Raw genomic sequence first — 18,106 nt, forward strand, 5'->3', positions numbered from 1 at the left:
CACTTTCGCGTACGGCAGTATTGCTGGTCGTCGCCGCTGCCGTCGTCACCGGATCGGTTGCCGCTATGACGGCAACCGCGCATGCCGCCTCACCTTCGCCGTCGCCGCCCGATCTGAGCGACATCCCGCTCGACACCCCTGGGTTCGGGTTCGGTATCGGTGACTGGATCACCGGCCAGATCAACTCGTGGTTCGCGAACCTGGTGGCGCTGGCGATCAAGCCGTTGCTGGACATGCTGGCCGCGACGCTGCTCGCGACTCCGGATGTGTCGGAGAGCGGCAGGGTGTTCGACCTGTGGAAGGCGAACGCCGCGATCGCTGACACCAGTTTCGTCCTGCTGGCCACCATCGGCGCGCTCACCGCGATGGGTCACGAGACCGTGCAGACCCGCTATGCGGTCAAAGAGGTGCTGCCTCGTCTGTTCGTGGCGGCCCTCGCGGCGAACTCCAGCTTCCTGATCTGCGGCAAGCTCATCGAGTTGGCCAATGCCCTGTCGACGGCGTTGCTGGGGCAGAACTTCGACGGCCGGCGAGCCGCGGCGACGCTTCGGTTCCTGGTCATCGCTCCGGGCCAGCAGGAGATCTTCTATGTCCTGCTCGCCCTGGTCGCCGTCATCTTGCTCATCCTGCTGCTGATCGCGTTCGTCATGAGGGCCGCGCTGATCCTGCTGCTGGTCGTCGCGGCGCCGCTCCCGCTCGCCTGCCTGGCGCTGCCGTACACCGACGGGCTGGCCCGGTTCTGGTGGCGTGCCTTCACCGGGCTTTTGGTCATCCAGGTTGCCCAGTCACTCACGCTGGTCGTGGCGGTGCGGATCTTCTTCAACCAGGACGGGCGGCTCCTGCTCGGCATCGCCCCAACCGGGCAACTCGTCAACCTCGTGCTCGCACTGTGCCTGCTGATCATCTTGATCCGTATCCCGACGTGGATCTCCCGCAGGATCTTCGCCCAGACCGCCGGCCGCGGCTCAATGGTGACCCGGATGGTCAAGTACGCCCTGGCCTACAAGCTCACCTCGCCCGTCCTGAACGCCCTCCACCTCGGTAGAGGCGGACGCGGCGGCAGGGGTTCCGGTAGTGGCAGGGGCGCGGTCGCGTCCGCCATGGTCGGCAGGGCGCTGCCCGCGCTTGCCGCAGGTCCTGTCGGTACGGCTGCCGCCACCGTGGGGACCGCCGCGTCTGCGGCTCGTGGCGGTGCGGGCCCGGCGAAGCATGCACCTGTCGCCGCCCGGCGCCCGGTGAACCCGGCGAGTTGGCAACCTGGCCCGGTCAAGCATGCCCCGTCCGCTCCGCCGGTCCAGGGCAAGTACCGGCCCGCACCGCAAGCCCCCGCCCCGGTTCCGCAGACGACGCCGGTGTTCGGCTATCCCCGCACCGCCTACTACGCCAACGGCCCGGCCGGGCTTCAGCAGATGTACTGGCTTCGCGCCCAGGGCGCCCCGCCATCGTCGTCTCAGCGGCCCGTGCGGCCGATCGTCCCGCCGGGCGCTCCGACCCCGGGCAGCATCGACTGGCCCGAAAACCCTGGAGCCCGTCGCACGCCACCCAAGCGGCGCCGTGGCCGCCCCACTGGTGGTGAGAGCCGATGAGCTGGGTTCAGCCCGTCCGAATCCCCGCCGATGTGGAGCAGGAAGATCGGATCGTCGGCGGCTTCACTGCCCGTCAGGTGGCGATCCTCGGCGGGACCGGAGCCCTGATCTATGCCGCCTACCTGCTCGTCGGCGACCGCGTGCCGCTGCTGGTCTGCGCCGCCGCAGCTCTACCGATCGCGCTGGCCGGCATTCTGCTGGCGATCGGCCGACGTGACGGCGTGAGTCTGGATCGCTACCTGCTGGCCGCGCTCCGGCACCAGCGTTCCCCGAAGGCTCTGGTCTCCACGCCGGGGGGCATTTCTCCGGCTCCAGGCTGGATAGCCGCCAGGTCCGCTCCCCGCCCTGCACCGCTGCGCCTTCCCGCACGAGGAGTGGCCGGTGACGGACTGATCGACCTCGGGCCGGACGGTGTCGCCGCCGTGGCGGAGGTGTCCACGGTCAGCTTCGCCCTCCGGACACCAGACGAGCAGGACGCCCTCGTCTCGACTTTCGGCCGCTGGCTCAACTCACTGTCCGGCTCAGCACAAATCCTGCTCCGAGCCGAACGTGTGGACCTCACCGAGACGATCAGCACCTTGGCAGAGAACGCCCAAGCTCTTCCCCATCCCGCATTGACGGCCGCCGCACACGAGCACGCGGCCTTCCTCGCCGACCTTTCTGCCCGGCATGACCTGCTGCGCCGCCAAGTCCTCCTGGTCATCCGAGAACCCGCCGCCGGGCCCAGCGGCCGGAACGCGGCGGCGGCCCGCGCGCTGCGGCGGCTGGACGAGGCATCCCGGCTGCTGTCGGCGTGCGGGCTGACCGTCCGCCTGCTGGAAGCCCCCACCACGAACGCGCTGCTGGCCTCCTGCTTCGACCCGGCCGCCCCACCACTGCCCGCCGACCAGCTCGCTACTCCGGGCCAGGTCATCACAACAGGAGAACGCTGGTGAGACTCATTCCACGCAGATGGTCGGGGGCCGCCACGCGGTTCGGCCCAGACGCGATCCAGGTCCGGCCGAGAGACCTGCGAGTCGGCGGCGGCCTCTGCACGACCTTGGCCATCAGCGGATACCCGCGTGAGGTTACGCCCGGTTGGCTGGAGCCATTGCTGAGCTACCCCGGTCGCCTGGACGTCTCGATCCATGTCGATCCCGTCCCGTCCCTCGTTGCCGCCCACCGGCTACGCAAGCAGCTTGCGCGCTTGGAATCCGGGCTGCGCAGCGACCAGCAGCATGGCCGTCTCCTGGACCCGGGGGCGGAGGTCGCCGCAGAGGACGCTCAGGATCTCGCCTCCCGGATCGCACGCGGTCAGGCGAAGCTGTTCCGCGTCTCGATCTATCTGACCGTCCACGCTGCTACTCAGGATGAGCTGGACGAGGCGTGCGCCCAGGTTCGGGCACTCGCTGCCTCGCTGTTGCTGGACGCCCGCCCGGTCGCCTTCCGTCAGCTCCAGGGCTGGGTGTCCTCTCTGCCGCTGGCCTTCGACAACCTGACCATGAGCCGTACGTTTGACACCCCTGCGCTCGCGGCGGCGTTCCCGTTCACCAGCCCGGACCTGATCACCGAGCTGGGGCCGACCGCCGTCCTGTACGGGGCGAACGCCGCCAGCTCGTCCCTGGTTGCCTGGGACCGGTTCGCTCAGGCCAACCACAACTCGGCCATCATCGCCAGCAGCGGAGCCGGGAAGTCCTACCTCGCCAAATTGGAGGCGCTCCGGTCACTGTATGCCGGGGTCGAGGTGGCGGTGATCGACCCCGAGGACGAGTACGCCCGCCTGTGCTCGGCGGTCGGCGGCGCCTACCTGCACCTCGGCGCGCCGAGGGTCCGGCTCAACCCGTTCGACCTTCCCCGAGAAAGCCGCCGGGACGGTGACCCGCTCACCCGGCGGTCGCTATTCCTGCACACCCTGGTCGCGGTCATGCTCGGCGGGCCTCTGGACAAAGCCAGCAAGGCCGCCCTGGACCGGGGCATCATCGCCGCCTACAAGCAAGCGGGGATCACCTTCGACCAGCGCACCTGGAACCGGCGCCCGCCGCTCATGAAGGATCTGGTAAGCGCCCTTACCAATGATGCCGATCCCAAGGCCGGGGAAGTCGCCGACGGGCTCGCGCCGTACGTGACCGGCACCCATCGCCAGCTCTTCGACGGCCACACCACCACCCGCCCCGACTCCCACCTGATCGTCTTCTCCCTCCGCGACCTCCCCGAAGAGCTCAAGGCCGTCGGCACATTGCTGACTCTGGACGCGGTCTGGCGACGCGTCTCCGACCCGCACAACCGCCGTCCCCGACTCGTCGTGGTCGACGAGGCATGGCTCCTCATGAAGGAGGCCGAGGGAGCCAAGTTCCTGCTGCGCATGGCCAAGGCTGCCCGTAAACACTGGGCCGGCCTGTCTGTGGTCACCCAGGATGCCGCCGACCTGCTCGGCTCCGACATCGGGCAGGCGATCATCGCCAACTCCGCCACCCAGATCCTGCTCCGGCAAGCACCCCAGGCCATCGACGCGGTCACCGACGCCTTTCGGCTATCCGACGGCGAACGCCAGCTCCTGCTCTCCGCCGAGCGTGGGACGGGCCTCCTCGCCGCCGACTCCGGCTCGGCCCGCGTGGCTTTCCACGTCCTGGCCAGCGAACAGGAACACCGCCTCGTCACCTCATCCCCTCAAGAACTCGCCCAGTACGAGCACGAAGAGGAGGACGACCTGTGATGCCGGACGACCTCTATGACCCGGACGCCATCGTGGACCTGGTTATGGCCTGGCTGAACGCACACGCCGTCCATCTGGCCGTCCTGCTGCCTGCCACCGTCATCCTCATCGAACTGCTCGGTTCCCTGCTCGTACGGCTTCGCCATCGCGCCATGACCGAGGGGGCACGCTGCCTGGAGATCCTGGCCCCGCCGGTCGCGGACCTGCCCGGCGCGGAGGCGTTGTGGGGCAACCTGCTCGGGCTGCTGAGACCGGCCTGGAAGCGGGCCTTGTTCGGCCAGCCGCATCTCGCCTTTGAGTACGTCTTCGGGGCAGGTGGCGTCCGAATCCGAATGTGGGTTCCCGGCACCGTCCCGCAGCACCTGGTGGACCACGCGATCGAGGCCGCTTGGCCGTCCGCGCGCACCGCCGTAATCGAGGCGGCTCCACCGATACCTCTCACTGGGCAGTCCGCCGGCGGGCGACTGGTGATCGCACGCAACGAGCGGTTGCCGCTCAGGCACGACCATGACCACGACCCGCTCCGTGCCCTGCTCGGGGCCGCTGTGGGAATGCCTGCCTGGCAGCACGCCGCCGTACAGATCCTCGCCCGTCCCGCCACCGGCCGCCGGCTCTCCAACGGCACGGCAAGCATCCCGGTGTCCTTGCTGCGAGCGGCTCTCGACCTCCTCGCGCCGGGCCCGGCCCGCCCTCGTGCGGACTACAGGGAGCAGGATTATGCCGTACGGCTGGAGCAGTACGCCGAGGCCCGCGCCATCAGGGACAAGGCTCTACAGCCCCGGTACGAGGTCGCCATCCGCTACGCCGTGCAAGGCGACAACGGCAACGACCAAGCAGCCCGCAAAGCACGCCGACGCGCCATCCGGGGCCGCGCCCATGCGATCGCTTCTGCGTTCGCGCTGTTCTCCGGGCACAACCGCCTGGAGCGACGTCGCCTGCCGCTACCCGCCCGCCACCTCGCCTCGCGCCGGCTCGGGCGAGGGTTCCTGCTGTCGGTCTCCGAACTGGCCGCACTCGCACATCTGCCGGTGGACGCCGCCGTGCCGGGGCTCCAGCGGGCCGGAGCGAACACGGTCGCCCCCTCGCCACAGGTTGCCCAAGGTGGCAAGGTGCTCGGCCTGGCCGACTTGGGACATGAGCGACCGGTCGCGCTGCGCGTGATCGACTCCTGCCACCACGTGCACGTTTTGGGACCGAACGGCACCGGCAAGAGCACGCTGCTGGCCCAGATGATCCTGTCCGACATCGAGGCCGGGCGCGGCGTCGCCGTGGTCGATGCCAAGGGAGACCTGGTCGCCGACCTGCTCGGTCTAATCCCCGAAGACGCCGGGGAGCGCATCGCTCTGATCGACCCGGACGACCGCCATTCCCGGCCCGCGCTCAACGTGCTGAGCGGCCCCGACCGGGAAACCCTCGTGGACAACCTTGTCGGCATCTTCCACAAGATCTATGCCGACTCCTGGGGCCCGCGCAGCGACGACATCCTGCGCGGCTGCGCTCTGACTCTTTCCCGCAACGGCGGCACTCTCGCCGACATCCCAGCACTGCTCACGGATCCTCTCTACCGCAGGCAGCTCACAGAGCGGCTCGACGACGGCTTTCTGCTGGGCTTCTGGAACTGGTACGAGCGCCTGTCCGAGCAGGCCCAAGCTCATGTCACCGCCCCCATCATGAACAAGCTGCGGGCGTTCATGCTGCGCCCGTTCGTCCGCGACATCCTCGGCTCAGCCCAATCCACCTTCGACGTCGGCGACGTCCTGGATGGCAAGATCCTGCTCGCCCGGCTGCCCAAAGGCGTGCTCGGCGACGACACCGCCCGCCTGCTCGGCTCCCTTCTACTGGCCCAGGTCTGGCAGGCCGCCTCACACCGCGCCCGGCTCGGCCGTACCCGCGCACCTTCGGCGCTGTACGTGGACGAGACGCAGAACTTCCTGAACCTGCCGCACGCCCTGGCGGACATGCTCGCCGAGGCCCGGGCGTACCGGCTGTCGATGGTGCTCGCTCACCAGCACCTCGCCCAGCTTCCCCAGGAATTGCGCCAGGCCATCAGCTCGGACGCCCGTAACAAGATCTATTTCTCGCTGTCTCCCGAGGACGCCCGCGAGACCGAACACCACTTCAGCCCGTACCTGACCCGGCACGACCTATCCAACCTCGGTGCCTTCCAGGCCGCCGCGCGGCTGATCGTCCGCTCCGCCGAGACTCCGCCGTTCACCCTGCGTACCCGCCCCCTACCTGCCCCTGACCCTGAGCTGGCGCGACGCATCCGAGTCGCCGCCGCTCAAGCCCACGGGCGTATGCCCACCCGCCTCGAAGCTCTGCCGCAGGACGACCCACGGCAGCACCCCAGACAAGGAGAGCAATCATGAACGAGCACTACACGCCAAGCGTCCTGGCCTCGCTCGCCACCCGGCTGACGGGCCGCGATCGGCACCTGCTCCGCCTGGTCTGGACCCACAAGGTCCTGACCTCCCACCAGATCGCCCGCGTCGCCTTCAACGACCCGACCACCGCACGGCACCGCCTGGTCAAACTGCACCACATCGGCGTCCTGGACCGCTTCCGGCCCAAGCCGCCAGTCGGCACCGCGCCTTGGCACTACGTCCTGGGGGAGCCCGGCGCGGCCGTACTGGCCACCGAGGATGGCATCGACCTGTCCGAATTCGGCTACCGCCGAGACCGCGCCCTGTCCATCGCCTACAGCCAGCGCCTCGCACACACCCTCGGAACCAACGAGGTCTTCGCACGACTGTACGGCACGGCCCGGCGTACGAGCGGATGCCACTTGGATACCTGGTGGCCAGAGGCGCGCTGCGCTGCTCAATGGGGAAAGCACGTCCGACCTGACGCCTACGGCAGGTGGACCGAGAACGGCCATAGCGTCGATTTCTTCCTCGAATACGACACCGGCACCGAGACCTTCGATCGGGTGCTGGCCAAGCTGAACGGCTACGCCACACTCGCCGCAGCCACCGGAATCACCACGCCCGTCCTGCTCTTGACCTCCTCGGCGCGAAGAGAGACCAGCCTGCACGGCCGCCTCCAACTCCGCGCAGGCCAGACATCGGTGCCCTGCGCCACCGCCGTAGCGGGGTCAACCCCCGAGGACACCATCTGGCTCCCCCACGACCGCCGAGAAGGACGGCTACGCCTGGCCGAGCTCGCCGATCACTGGCCCCAGCCCGCCAAAGAGGAACGCCCTTGATCATCGAAACCTGGCTGCCGAAAATCCTCGCCGCAAGCGGCAGCCTCGCGGCCGGCGTTGTCCTCTTGGCCGGACTGTCAGTCGGCGCACGGTTCGCGGCCATCTCGGCCAGCGCGATGTGCGACTACATCAGCCCAGCGGCCGACCAGCCGAGATCCCCTCAGAGCCGGAAGACGCCGCCCAGAACCGCCATAGGAGTGTGCGCAGAGCTCTTAAGCGGACAGCAGCCCACGGAGACGGCGGCCGGAACAGGACGCGGAATGATCGCCGCCCAGGCGGCGCTGCGCATGCGCGGCATCCCGTACTCCTGGGGCGGCGGCGGGCCCGCCGGTCCCAGCCTCGGAATCGGACGTGGTGCCCAAACCCGGGGTTTCGACTGCTCCGGCCTGGCCGAGTACGCCTGGGCCAAGACCGGGGCGCGGATCGGCGGTGATACCTCCGTGCAGTGGAAGACGGGAATCCACGTGCCCAGAAGTCAAATCAGAGCCGGGGATCTGATCTTCTTCGCCTACAACACGGCCAACCCGGCAACGATCCACCACGTCGGCATCGCGATCGACGCTATCCGCATGGTCCACGCACCGCACACCGGCAGCACCGTCCGTATCGACACATGGGCGGGCGTACCAAGCCGGGAACGCGAGTTCATCGGCGCCGTCCGGCCCAGATGACCGTAGGTTTCAAAGAGATCAGAGCTCGAACAGCGGCTGTCCTACGCCCTTAGCGCAGGGACAGGGATCACCCCGACCACCGCCCACCATGGCTCGCCACCGCTGACCGGCTTCTGAAATCTCAACCGGCGGTAATCAAACAGGTGCTCGATAATCACTTCAGTGAGCCGCCGCACCAGGTTCCGCTGCCGGTGCGCAGCCACTGTCAGACGCGTCCGGGAGGCTGTGGGCCACGTCGGCGGTGGTGATGGTCCCACCCGGTGGTGATGCGGTGATCGGTCTTGACCGCGAGCATGTACCGCAAGCCCAGCAGGCGCATGTGGTGCTTAACTGGCGTCCGCCATAGGCCTCGTCGTCGGCCACCCCGGCGTCGGTGACGTCACGGCCGTGCAGCATCGATTCCTCTATGGCAGTTGTCGGTATCCGGCATATGAGCGTCGTGCAGTTCTTCGCCAGCGCCAGGCGCCCACGGATCGGCAGTAGCCAGCAGCAGTCGACCCGGCTGTAGAGATCCGGTTCGACGGGTGGCTGATGCTGGAAGCTGGGATGAGCGGAAGAGATACCCAAGTCCTGATTTAGCTATTTCTCTATCGACCCTAGGGACGCCCCTGTCACTCGAAGCCCAGACCCGTGAGTGGTATGCTCTCGACAATCAAAGGAAGATCATAATATGCGGCAGTACGAAACCCTCAGCGAGGCACCCCTATCTGGCACAGTGCCAGTCACTCGCATTCTCGGACCGCAATCACTTGCGCGGCTAGTGAATGCCGATAACTGGGACGATGCGGTGAGCGCGCTGGAGTCAGCATGCAAAGGGTGGGGCGGTTCCTATAGTTTGCTACTGCCTGCAACTCCTTCCGTCGAAACTCTTGCTGATCCGTGGGCAAACTTGCTTGCGGACTCAGATATTGCCATGACTATCACTAGAGGAGTCTGGACTACCTCTGACCATCGATTCGAAGAATATGGTGGTGGACTTTGGGTGGAGGATAGTGGGGGTGAGCCTCTTATCAGCGTCCTTTCATATACTCCGCCTGCGAGATTTGAAGATATCCAGTTAAATACAGCCGGGTCAATCAGTTCTGATGATCCTTGGTACCTGTCGTATCTGGCAACTTGGGGAAAATTCCCTGATAGGATCTCGCCACAAGTCCTTCGCGTCCACGGGCTTCAACGAGAATTCACCTTTGACAACATAATAGATCCGAGCAATGACGCCGGCCCTCCGGGGGCAGAACATCTTTTGCAAAGCTTACGGAACTCGGGTCGACTAACAGCTCGACAACTTTCATGCCACCTGCTAAATACGACATCCGCGCCCCTGGGGCGGCAATTCGAAAGCCCCGGTAGTCCTACGGTCATTCCTCATCGCAGGCAATTTGCAGCGGATGTCGGCCCCAATATCGTAGTGGTCTACGAGCCGGGCAGCGTTGAAGATCTCTGCCTTATTTGGCAACTGCGAGCAGTCCACGGACTCCCGTCCGGGTTTCCTCTGGCCGTCCCTGTCACCGCCGATGTTGGCCATGCACTCAGATATTGGTGGAGTGAGATGGCCATGAAAGTCTGGGGAATGCGCGATGCATACTGTCTCGTTGTAAGCGCAAGCGTAGAAACTGAAACGCTCAACCAAATAGTAGAAGAAGTTGACCTTCCTTATCATGTGGGCGCTATTACCGACGTGCTCCAACCAAACTACGGATGCGGGCACTTTTCTCAGGATACGGCGACTTTTGTCGATGGGAAAGCTAAAATTCCCTCCGTAACCCCAGCGGAAGCTCAACGGTTCGGTGAGCCACTCCTTCGTGAGCACGGAGGGTGGTTCGAAGTAACGATCATTCCGGAAGGGGCGGAACTCCCACCCAGTCGTACTATGCGGCGAGATCGGTATGTAACGGGCACTAGGTACCACCGAGGAGCTGTAGCATCTAGCTCTTGGACACGATCGTTCACCACAGTCTCATATCCGAGTGGCATGGATGTCCTGTATGCCATAGGCCGCGATCGTTCGCTCGAGTCCGAGCCAAGTGGGCCCGGAGTGATCGCCGAGTCATTGATAGAAAGAGCGGGGGGAATTAACAATCTCTATCCACTGCTCGCACCCAATGCTCAAGATCTTCTAGTCCGGCTTTGTGAACGTCGGGGTGCGAATTATCTAAATGCGCGACTCAGGAAGCTGCTAGCCGTTGACCCGGAAGAAATGTCTGAAGACATTCGCCGCCAACTCGCGCGCATTGAAGACTTGCTTCGAAAGAGTATCGGGACACCGGACGAAACCGATCAGCGAAGCATCAAGTTCAGCGAAGTCAAAAAGATCCTCGGAACAGATGGGGCAGCTAAGGCTTGGCTAGAGTGGGCTGAGCAGAATGGGCTTGTTATTAGAGGTGCCGTGGCACACTGCCCGCATTGCCGTGGGCAAAACTGGCGACTGCTGCAAGAGTTGTCACCGCCTTTTCTGTGTCGTGGGTGTGCACGGAGCATCGAAGCACCATACGGACATGACGTTCTCAATTTCTCATACCGCGCAAGCGATCTACTGCTTAATAATGTCAGCAGCGATGCGATAGCACATGTTCTGGCGCTAAGATTCCTGACAGAGCTGTTCCGGTCAAGCTTCGCAGAGGTGGGCCCCATCTTCGGTGGCTATCCTGGTGTGAATTTCCGTGAGCCAGGATCTGCAACCGTCATAGGCGAAGCGGACGTACTGCTAGTGCTTGCCGACGGAGGTATAGCCATTGGGGAGTGCAAGACGCGAGCTGCTGGGCTTGTGGAAGAGGAACTCGCGAAACTTGCTGCATTGGCTGATCGCCTGGATGCCTCATGGACGTTTGTCGCAACCCTCGACCCATCAAGCGCTTGCGACTCAAACTGGAGGATCAACCCGAATGGCGATAAGCGTCCTCATTTTGCTCTGACGGCCGAGCACCTCTACGATGCGCAACCAGTCGCCATACTAGGTGGCCGCAACCCACTCGAATGGCGAGACTCATTTAGCAATTTCACAGGCCAGGAGAAAATTAGCCCAGACGAGCACAAAAAGATTTTCGCCAAAAACCTTGTATCGCAATTGAACTGGCAGCGCAGCGCCGCATTGCCCTGGTGGCGTGACAGCAGTGTTTGAGGAAAGCCTCCACTTACACGAAGGGACTCTTCGGGCAGGTGTTGCACCTCTCATCAGCGATTAAATCAAGCCTAGTATCACATAATGGAAGGCGAATACCACCGAATCGCTTACCTAGGACCTCGCCGGCCAGTAGATCGTTGACGCCTGCAAAGGCTTGGGCCTCAGCGCCTTCTACGACCGCAACATGGGTAACGAGTGATAGGGGAAGAGCTTCATACGTGAACAGCGCAAAGTGTGCGGCTCCCAGTCCCGCTTCTTCGTGCCGTTCATCTCCACAGAGTACCTAGCCAAGCTGATCCCGATGGACGAAGCCTCATCGGCCATGATGACATCGGTTAAGCAGGGTAACGGCTACGTTCTACCCGTCCTCATCGGCGACATACGGGGGCCTGCGGACCTTCTTCACCCGCACGTTCACTATCTCAGGGCCGAAGATTACACACCTCACCAACTGGCAGAGTAGCCCCGCTCAAAGGTGCAGCGAGCGCAGGCCAGGGGCCAGCAGCCCTGCGAAGTCGGCACAGTCCACCCGCGCCCTGAAGTCCCTGGAGAAATTGGCCACCGTAGCCGAGGCGCTGCAGTCTGATCTATACGAGCTGTAACCGACCTTCCTCAGTGGCTCCTCATCAACGCGCCGTGGACAGTCCTGGCATGACCGGCGGCAGGCTATAGAATCAAGGGCGACCGATCTCAATCTGCCTTTGATCACAGAATTGAAGTTGGTCGGAGGGCCGGTTCTTCACGAACCGGCCCTCACTCTTCTGGCAGGCATCGTTGCAACAGGAGAAAGCCGGGCATCTCGCCCCTCGGCCGGATTCCGATGTCAAAGATCTCCGGCTCCTCGAAGACGGGCTCTCCGCTCGGACGACGCGCGTATGCCACCCGCCCGTAGTCAACCCCGTCATCTCGATCGAAGCTCATCCACGTGATGGCCTCTTGCTCGCCCTCCCGTAGAGGATGATTGGAGACCGCTCGTACGGCTATCGTGCTCGGCGGCGTGAACAACCACACCTGCGGAACCGCGATCACCCAACGAGTGGCGTCGATCTCAAGGACTTTCTCCGCCGCCCTGGTCTCGAATGACGTCGCAGCAGCCCGGTCCCGCAGGTAGTCGTAATCACTCAGGAACAACCTGCGCTGGCCTTCCATCGCGACGAGCGCAGGGCACTCCCTGGCCACGATGTTCTTCTCCAGACGCTCCACCACGTCGAACAGCAGATGCGCGGTCGCCTCGTTCATATCGCCTCCACCACCTCGGTTGCGGCGTGCACCGCTTCGTCAGGGTCGCAGAAACAGCCATGGACGGGGCAGATCTCGGAGAAGCTCTGCGGCGTGGCGCATCAGGCGCTTGGCGGCCACCGGCGCATAGCACGGGCGCGCACTCGTCCCGGCGCGGCAGCCGAGTTGAGAAGGCACGCACCGTATGCCCAGCGCCGAGGCGCCGCTCGGCTCTTAGCCGTCCCTACCAACGATCACACCGACCTCGGCAAGATCCGCAAGTACGTCGCCGACTTCGGGGTTTCCGCCCCGGACCTGCTCGCCAGCCTCGGGCGGGTTACGCGGCTGGCCGGGCTACTGCGAGGGTGACAGGGCATTCTCGAAGAGCGCGTAGAACTGCCGCCTGCTGGGAGGAAGACCGCCAGTGCGCACCCGGAGCATGAATCCGTCGAGGACAATCGTGGCAAACTCGGCCAGGACCGCCGGGGGCAGATCCGTTCGGTAACGCCCGTCGCGCACGCCATCGGTCACCTCGGTGAGGATTGCCTCTTCCAAGGCCGCGCCGCGGGTCGCCCACTTGTCCCGGAACTCCGGATCGGACCAGATCCGCCGTCCGAGTTCGAGATAGCTGCCGGACAGCTCGCCGCCCGACTCCGCGAAGGTCTCCACGACGGCGGGCAGGCCGCCTTCCAGCCACAGCCGGGCGGCGCGGGCGCTGTCCTGCTCGGCGAGGGCGATGAACAAATCCAGCTTGCTCGGGAAGTAGTTGAAGATCGCGCCGCTCGACAGGCCGATCTCCGTTTCCAGCTGACGCACGGTCGTGCCCTCGTAGCCGTGCCGTGCGAAACACCGCCGCGCGCCGTCGAGCACCTGCTGACGCCGTGTCTCCGTGTACTGCTGACTCATCCGTGGCATGCAGGCTCCTTCCCATATCGAGCGCTCGTGTTATTTTATGCCCATGCGGACACAGACTGCGTCACCTGACAAGGCTCGGTCTCTGGTCAGGCTCCCGGGACTCCGGCCACTGCTCGCCGCCGAGGTCACCTCCACCACCGGCTCCCAGCTCACCATGCTCGCGCTGCCCTGGCTGGTGCTCACCACCACCGGCTCCCCCGCGAAGATGGGCTGGGTGATGGCCGCCGAGCTGGTGCCGGTGGCGCTGCTCGGCGCAGTGGGCGGCACCTGGGCGTCCCGGTTTGGTCCCCGGCGCTGGATGATCTTATCGGACCTGAGCCGCGGGCTACTGATCGCCGCCGTCCCCCTCCTCCACCTGGGCGGAATGCTGACGTTGCCCGTCCTGCTCGGCCTCGTCTTCGCCATCGGCCTCTTCACGGCCCCTTACCTGGCCTCCCAGCAGACAATCATCGCTGATCTGCTCGGCGAGGACGAGGTGATACTCGGCAGAGCCACCTCCCTGCTGCAGGGCGCGGTGCGCACCGCCCTGCTCATAGGCCCTCCCGTCGCGGCCGGCCTGATTGCGCTGCTCGGCGCCCCGGCCGTGCTGTTCATCAACGCGCTCACCTACCTCGCAACAGCCCTGCTCATCTGGTGCCTCGTCCCCGCGGGCCCGTCCGCCGTACCGCACAGCCGGGCGGGACGCGTCGCGGACGGCTGGAAAATCCTGCGCCGAGACCGCCTGCTCACCTCATGGACCCTCGGCACGGTCCTGACCGAGGCCGCCTGGCAAGCGCTGTTCGTCGCCATCCCGGTGCTCGCGGTGACCCGCTACGGCGGCGACGTGGGAGTCGTCGGAATCGTCATGGGCGCATTTGGAGCCGGCGCAGTGGGCGGCAGCCTGCTCGCCCTCTGGGCGCTGAAACGGTACTCAGCAATAGCGCTGACGAATGTCGGCAAGGTGGCACAAGGGCTGCTGTTCGGCCTGCTGCTACTCCACCTCTCCCCCTGGGGGCTCACCGCCTGCCTGCTAGCAGCTGGCCTCTTCAACGGGCTCACCAACGGCCCCGCCGCCGCTGTCCGCCTCAAGCGGATCACGCCCCCCCTGAGACCACAGACCCTGACTCTCATCTCCGCTATCACGGTGGTCGGCGGGTCCTCAGGCTTAATTCTCGGCGGAGTCGCCCTCGACACACTCGGAGAGCAGCCCACCATGGCCGGCATGGTCGCCGCCCAGAGTGCCGGCTTCATCCTCTTCCTGCTCGGCTCCCGCCGCTCGCTACGGGCGACCTGGTGATACCCGGAACCGTGCCGGTTTGCCCGACCAATCAGGCCGTGGGGGCGCGGACAGAGCCGTGCAGTGGCAGTGCAGATCCTGCCAGCCCGCCTATTGCTGTCCTGCCGCGCCTCAGCGACCGACTCGGCCAACGCCGAATGAGCAGTGGGAGCGTTCAGCACCCGCCCCTGGACGGCGGCGCCGAGGTCGCGGTCCTCATGGAGGAATTGGACGGAAAATGTGACTTGTTGAAGGACCTGTGGCCAGAAGGCTTGGTGTTGCATCTGCCGCCTAGCGGCCACACTCCGCCCCGCCCGGCACACGCGGCCTGCAGACGTGCCCATCGGACCCCACCACGACGAGAAGACAGGAATCCTGCTCATCGACCAGGGCACGTTCACTGTAGTGCCGTACCGCGAACGCGACGCTCAAACAGTACCGTCCGCAGGCGGAACTGGAGCGCGAGAGCCGCCAGGGCGGCAGCCTGAGATCGGGAGGGGATTGAAAGACGGCACCCCCAAGCTGTCTCCAGGATATCCCCGGCCAGCGCCGCCACTGGTGCTCATGCCTCGGTTATCCACCAGGTCAAGGGCGAGGAGGCTGACGCGGTCCTCGTCATCCTGCCTGACGATGACCGCACGCCCCGGCTGATCGACGCCTGGATCTCAGGAACGCACGATCCGGACCTGGCCGAGAACCTGCGAGTCACATATGGGCGGAGGCCGTGGTGTGGGCACCATGCTCGACAGAAGGACGATCGGAAGGGCGCCCCAATTAGCCAGCCTCCAGCATAGGTAGCTGTCGTTTCACGACAGCATCGGCGCAATCGCTCGCCGCTGATGCGTACGGCGCAAGGGCAACACGCCGTGGGACCTGCGGTTTCGCCCGACCATTCCGATTTCACCGAGATCGCACTCTAGTGTTCTCCTGAACCGGCGGTCGGCTTTAACGTGTTGCAACGTATTTCCTCCCATGTCGGATGCACACCGGTGGCATCCGACGCCACAGACGGGAGGTGATGCACAGTGCCCCGACGGCACTTGAAGCGGACACTCAGCCGACGGACGGTTGAGAGATGGGCGGGGGTGACATCCTTCCTCCTCGCTGCTGCGGCCGTCATCCAGGCGGCTGCGGCGTTGGTGAGTGCCATTCACCGCTGAGGAACGGGATGGCCCCCGCCTTCTCGCCCAGGCCGTCAAGGTTGCGATCCAGCCTTGGCGGCCCCCCTTTGTTCCTGGGTAGGTCTCTACCCGCATGCTTACACTAAGCGACTAAAACCCATAGTATTAGCGATAACAGATCATTGCAGGTCACGACGGCGTGTTGCATGGAGATCCGCACTGCAGGACCGTGCGCCAGAGCCGTCCGCCGGTGCCCCCTCCCCCCGATCCTCGGGAGGCAAAGCGCACCTATCGGTCTCGTCCACTCACCGCTGGCGGCAGCTCGACCTTCTGGTGAACGCGGCGGCAGAGGTGGAGCGCCGCGAAATGTGTGCCAGCGCGCGAAGCGCTCGCTGTTCCGTGTCCCTCAACCTTTTCTCGCGTGAGCGTGGGCTGCTACGTCTGGCACAGGCGACCCCTCGATGGCGTCGGCCCACCATTCGGACCCGTGCGTGCTTCGGAACCACGGCATCCTCCTTTCTTCGGTACGGCACCCCGCCCGTTGCGAGGGCAGGGAGCCGTACCGCGTCAGTCATCGTTGTTTCTCAGGCGGCGACGGCGAGCGGCTGATCCAGCACTGCGGACAGGGTGCGGAGAGTCCCACGGTCGAGTTCGTCGATGCCGCCGGTAACCGCGCGGAGCATGTTGCGTTCGGCTCGCTCCGCACCGCGTACGTTCTGCTCGTGGTGAGTGAAAGTGTTGACCGCCTGCACCACGCCCCAGGCCGTGCCGCACCAAGGCGACACCCGTAGGTCGTGGTTCCACAGTCTGGTTAGAGTGTCGCGCTTGTTCTCGGCCATCGTGCGGCTACGGCCTGGCTGATCGGGCATCGGCACGTGGGCGTCGAGGAACGCATCCCACTGCCACCGGTTGACCGAGGTCCGGCACAGGTCGCGTACCGACTCGGAGAACTCCTCCGCCAAGGCGTAGACGATGTTCAGCGCGTCCCGCGCTTCGGCGAGCCGGAACTTCGAGTGCCGCGAGTGCTTGATCTTTACTTGCTGGCCGCGTTCTGCCAGTCCGGCAGCCATGGTGTTATCACACACGATGTTGGTCACGGCGCGCTTGAACGTGGTGGCCAGCGATCCGTCGAACGAGGTCGCCCCGAACAGGTGAGGGCGGAACTCCACCCCTTCGGGCGTCCGGATGTTCTCTGGCACCTCGACCGACACCCAGGCGACCGCTCCGCCCTTCAGCAGGCCGGCCGAGCCGATGGACAGGTCAGCGTCCAGGAGTCGGGAAATGGTGTGGATCAGCCACTCAACATAGGGATGGGGTTCGTAGCCGTCGGAGAAGATCCCCATGACATGGCCGTTGTCGCTGCGGAGAATCGCCTGCCGCCCGGGGACTTGGGAAATTCCGCCTCGCGGATCCTCCACATAGACGGGGCTCGACACCGCCTCCCAACTGAAGAGCCGCCGCTTGACGTCGTCGACCGGGATCGGCCCGGGGTAGTGGTTGGGCTCCTCGCTCTGCATGCTGGCCCGGTAGTGCCAGGCGGTGCCGCGCTTTTCGGTGAAGCCGATCAGTGTGTTGGCGTTCAGCCACTCCAGAGACTCCCTGGACATGGTCTTGTTCCTTTCGGTGGAAATGAGAAAGGCACCGGCCGGAGCCGATGCCGTCGGTCTTGTGTGTGTCAGAGCCGAATCTGTGGGTTTCTGGGCGCGGAGGCACTCACATGGCGCGGTGCTGTACGGCGTAGGCCACGCGTTCGGTCAGTTCTCGATCGGCCGCGCGGATTTCGATTGCACTGCTGGTCGTATCGCCGTACACGGTGAACGAGCCGGAGGCGTCGCCCAACCGCCATCGGATGACGGTCTCTCGCGGCTTCTCGGTCAGCGTCGCCTGCGGCAGCATGGTCAACAGCGTCTCAACGAACTCGGCCCGGCCGCCGTTCTCGGCCGCCCTGTCGACCAGCCGCTCGCAGCAGATCACCAGATCTGGCCTGTAGCTGGGCAGGAGGCGGCGCTCAATCCTCTTGGCTACGAACCGGGCCCCTCGGGTGGCCGTCACAGTGATCTCATGCCGCGGTAGGTCAGGAAGAACTCCCCTGCTTCCGTCCGGGTAGACGCCGAGCACCCTGATTCGCCCTTTCTGGTTCCAGAGCGGATGCACGACGAGCCGGGCGCCGGCCGGTCCCACGAGGTAGGCGGGATGACCGGGCCGGACCAGCGGAGTGAAGCCCTCCAGGTGCTCGGCGACCTCGACCACGAGATCGTCGACCTCCCACTCGTTCACGAGCAGGCTCCTTTCGTATGTTGATTGATCAGCCATGCGTGGCGT

12 protein-coding genes are annotated in these 18,106 nt (G+C 65.2%); 8 read left to right on the forward strand and 4 right to left on the reverse strand.

Annotation, left to right across the window (positions count from 1 at the left end; all coding sequences use genetic code 11):
* The first annotated feature begins 65 nt into the window (after nucleotides 1–65).
* The 7 genes from ABH927_RS27765 (at nucleotide 66) to ABH927_RS27795 (ending at nucleotide 11,272) form a co-directional block, all read left to right on the forward strand.
* Nucleotides 66–1,586, forward strand: coding sequence for a conjugal transfer protein TrbL family protein (locus tag ABH927_RS27765; protein WP_370026315.1), 1,521 nt, complete (start codon nucleotides 66–68; stop codon nucleotides 1,584–1,586).
* A complete protein-coding gene (locus ABH927_RS27770) occupies nucleotides 1,583–2,521 on the forward strand; it encodes a PrgI family protein (RefSeq protein ID WP_370026316.1) in 939 nt (312 codons plus the stop codon). Before ABH927_RS27765 ends, ABH927_RS27770 begins: the two co-directional genes overlap by 4 nt.
* Entirely contained in the window at nucleotides 2,518–4,278 is a 1,761-nt protein-coding gene (locus ABH927_RS27775; protein ID WP_370026318.1) for a VirB4 family type IV secretion system protein, read from the forward strand. The genes ABH927_RS27770 and ABH927_RS27775 overlap by 4 nt, the downstream gene beginning before the upstream one ends.
* The gene (locus tag ABH927_RS27780; RefSeq protein ID WP_370026320.1) at nucleotides 4,278–6,647 is read left to right on the forward strand and encodes a type IV secretory system conjugative DNA transfer family protein; all 2,370 of its coding nucleotides are present in this window, start codon (nucleotides 4,278–4,280) and stop codon (nucleotides 6,645–6,647) included. Before ABH927_RS27775 ends, ABH927_RS27780 begins: the two co-directional genes overlap by 1 nt.
* Nucleotides 6,644–7,483, forward strand: coding sequence for a replication-relaxation family protein (locus ABH927_RS27785; protein ID WP_370026321.1), 840 nt, complete (start codon nucleotides 6,644–6,646; stop codon nucleotides 7,481–7,483). The genes ABH927_RS27780 and ABH927_RS27785 overlap by 4 nt, the downstream gene beginning before the upstream one ends.
* Nucleotides 7,480–8,154 carry a C40 family peptidase gene (locus tag ABH927_RS27790; RefSeq protein ID WP_370026323.1) on the forward strand — a complete coding sequence of 225 codons (675 nt, stop codon included), beginning with the start codon at nucleotides 7,480–7,482 and terminating at the stop codon, nucleotides 8,152–8,154. The genes ABH927_RS27785 and ABH927_RS27790 overlap by 4 nt, the downstream gene beginning before the upstream one ends.
* A gap of 1,972 nt (nucleotides 8,155–10,126) precedes the next feature.
* Nucleotides 10,127–11,272 (forward strand): hypothetical protein, encoded by a 1,146-nt coding sequence (locus tag ABH927_RS27795; RefSeq protein ID WP_370026324.1) that lies wholly within the window; start codon nucleotides 10,127–10,129, stop codon nucleotides 11,270–11,272.
* A gap of 756 nt (nucleotides 11,273–12,028) precedes the next feature.
* Here the strand turns inward: ABH927_RS27795 and ABH927_RS27800 are convergent.
* Together ABH927_RS27800 and ABH927_RS27805 are read right to left on the reverse strand one after the other, a co-directional pair.
* On the reverse strand, nucleotides 12,029–12,514 hold the full coding sequence (locus ABH927_RS27800; RefSeq protein WP_370026325.1) for a hypothetical protein: 486 nt from the start codon (nucleotides 12,512–12,514) through the stop codon (nucleotides 12,029–12,031).
* Between the two features lie 333 nt (nucleotides 12,515–12,847).
* Nucleotides 12,848–13,408, reverse strand: a complete 561-nt coding sequence (locus ABH927_RS27805) for a TetR/AcrR family transcriptional regulator (RefSeq protein ID WP_370026327.1) — start codon at nucleotides 13,406–13,408, stop codon at nucleotides 12,848–12,850.
* Between the two features lie 43 nt (nucleotides 13,409–13,451).
* On the opposite strand from ABH927_RS27805, the gene ABH927_RS27810 reads away from it, so the two are divergent.
* Nucleotides 13,452–14,684, forward strand: a complete 1,233-nt coding sequence (locus ABH927_RS27810) for an MFS transporter (RefSeq protein WP_370026329.1) — start codon at nucleotides 13,452–13,454, stop codon at nucleotides 14,682–14,684.
* Nucleotides 14,685–16,368: 1,684 nt separating this feature from the next.
* Here the strand turns inward: ABH927_RS27810 and ABH927_RS27815 are convergent.
* On the reverse strand, nucleotides 16,369–17,391 hold the full coding sequence (locus tag ABH927_RS27815; RefSeq protein WP_370026331.1) for a DUF932 domain-containing protein: 1,023 nt from the start codon (nucleotides 17,389–17,391) through the stop codon (nucleotides 16,369–16,371).
* A gap of 106 nt (nucleotides 17,392–17,497) precedes the next feature.
* Nucleotides 17,498–18,061, reverse strand: coding sequence for a hypothetical protein (locus ABH927_RS27820; protein ID WP_370026332.1), 564 nt, complete (start codon nucleotides 18,059–18,061; stop codon nucleotides 17,498–17,500).
* Nucleotides 18,062–18,106 lie beyond the last annotated feature (45 nt).

This window comes from Planotetraspora sp. GP83, assembly GCF_041262585.1.
GTDB lineage: Bacteria > Actinomycetota > Actinomycetes > Streptosporangiales > Streptosporangiaceae > JAOEGB01.

Coding starts and splice junctions, on each gene's coding strand:
- ABH927_RS27765 (WP_370026315.1), top strand. CDS start 66: ATGACGGCAACCGCGCATGCCGCCTCACCTTCGCCGTCGCCGCCCGAT.
- ABH927_RS27770 (WP_370026316.1), top strand. CDS start 1,583: ATGAGCTGGGTTCAGCCCGTCCGAATCCCCGCCGATGTGGAGCAGGAA.
- ABH927_RS27780 (WP_370026320.1), top strand. CDS start 4,278: ATGCCGGACGACCTCTATGACCCGGACGCCATCGTGGACCTGGTTATG.
- ABH927_RS27785 (WP_370026321.1), top strand. CDS start 6,644: ATGAACGAGCACTACACGCCAAGCGTCCTGGCCTCGCTCGCCACCCGG.
- ABH927_RS27795 (WP_370026324.1), top strand. CDS start 10,127: ATGGATGTCCTGTATGCCATAGGCCGCGATCGTTCGCTCGAGTCCGAG.
- ABH927_RS27800 (WP_370026325.1), bottom strand. CDS start 12,514: ATGAACGAGGCGACCGCGCATCTGCTGTTCGACGTGGTGGAGCGTCTG.
- ABH927_RS27805 (WP_370026327.1), bottom strand. CDS start 13,408: ATGCCACGGATGAGTCAGCAGTACACGGAGACACGGCGTCAGCAGGTG.
- ABH927_RS27810 (WP_370026329.1), top strand. CDS start 13,452: ATGCGGACACAGACTGCGTCACCTGACAAGGCTCGGTCTCTGGTCAGG.
- ABH927_RS27815 (WP_370026331.1), bottom strand. CDS start 17,391: ATGTCCAGGGAGTCTCTGGAGTGGCTGAACGCCAACACACTGATCGGC.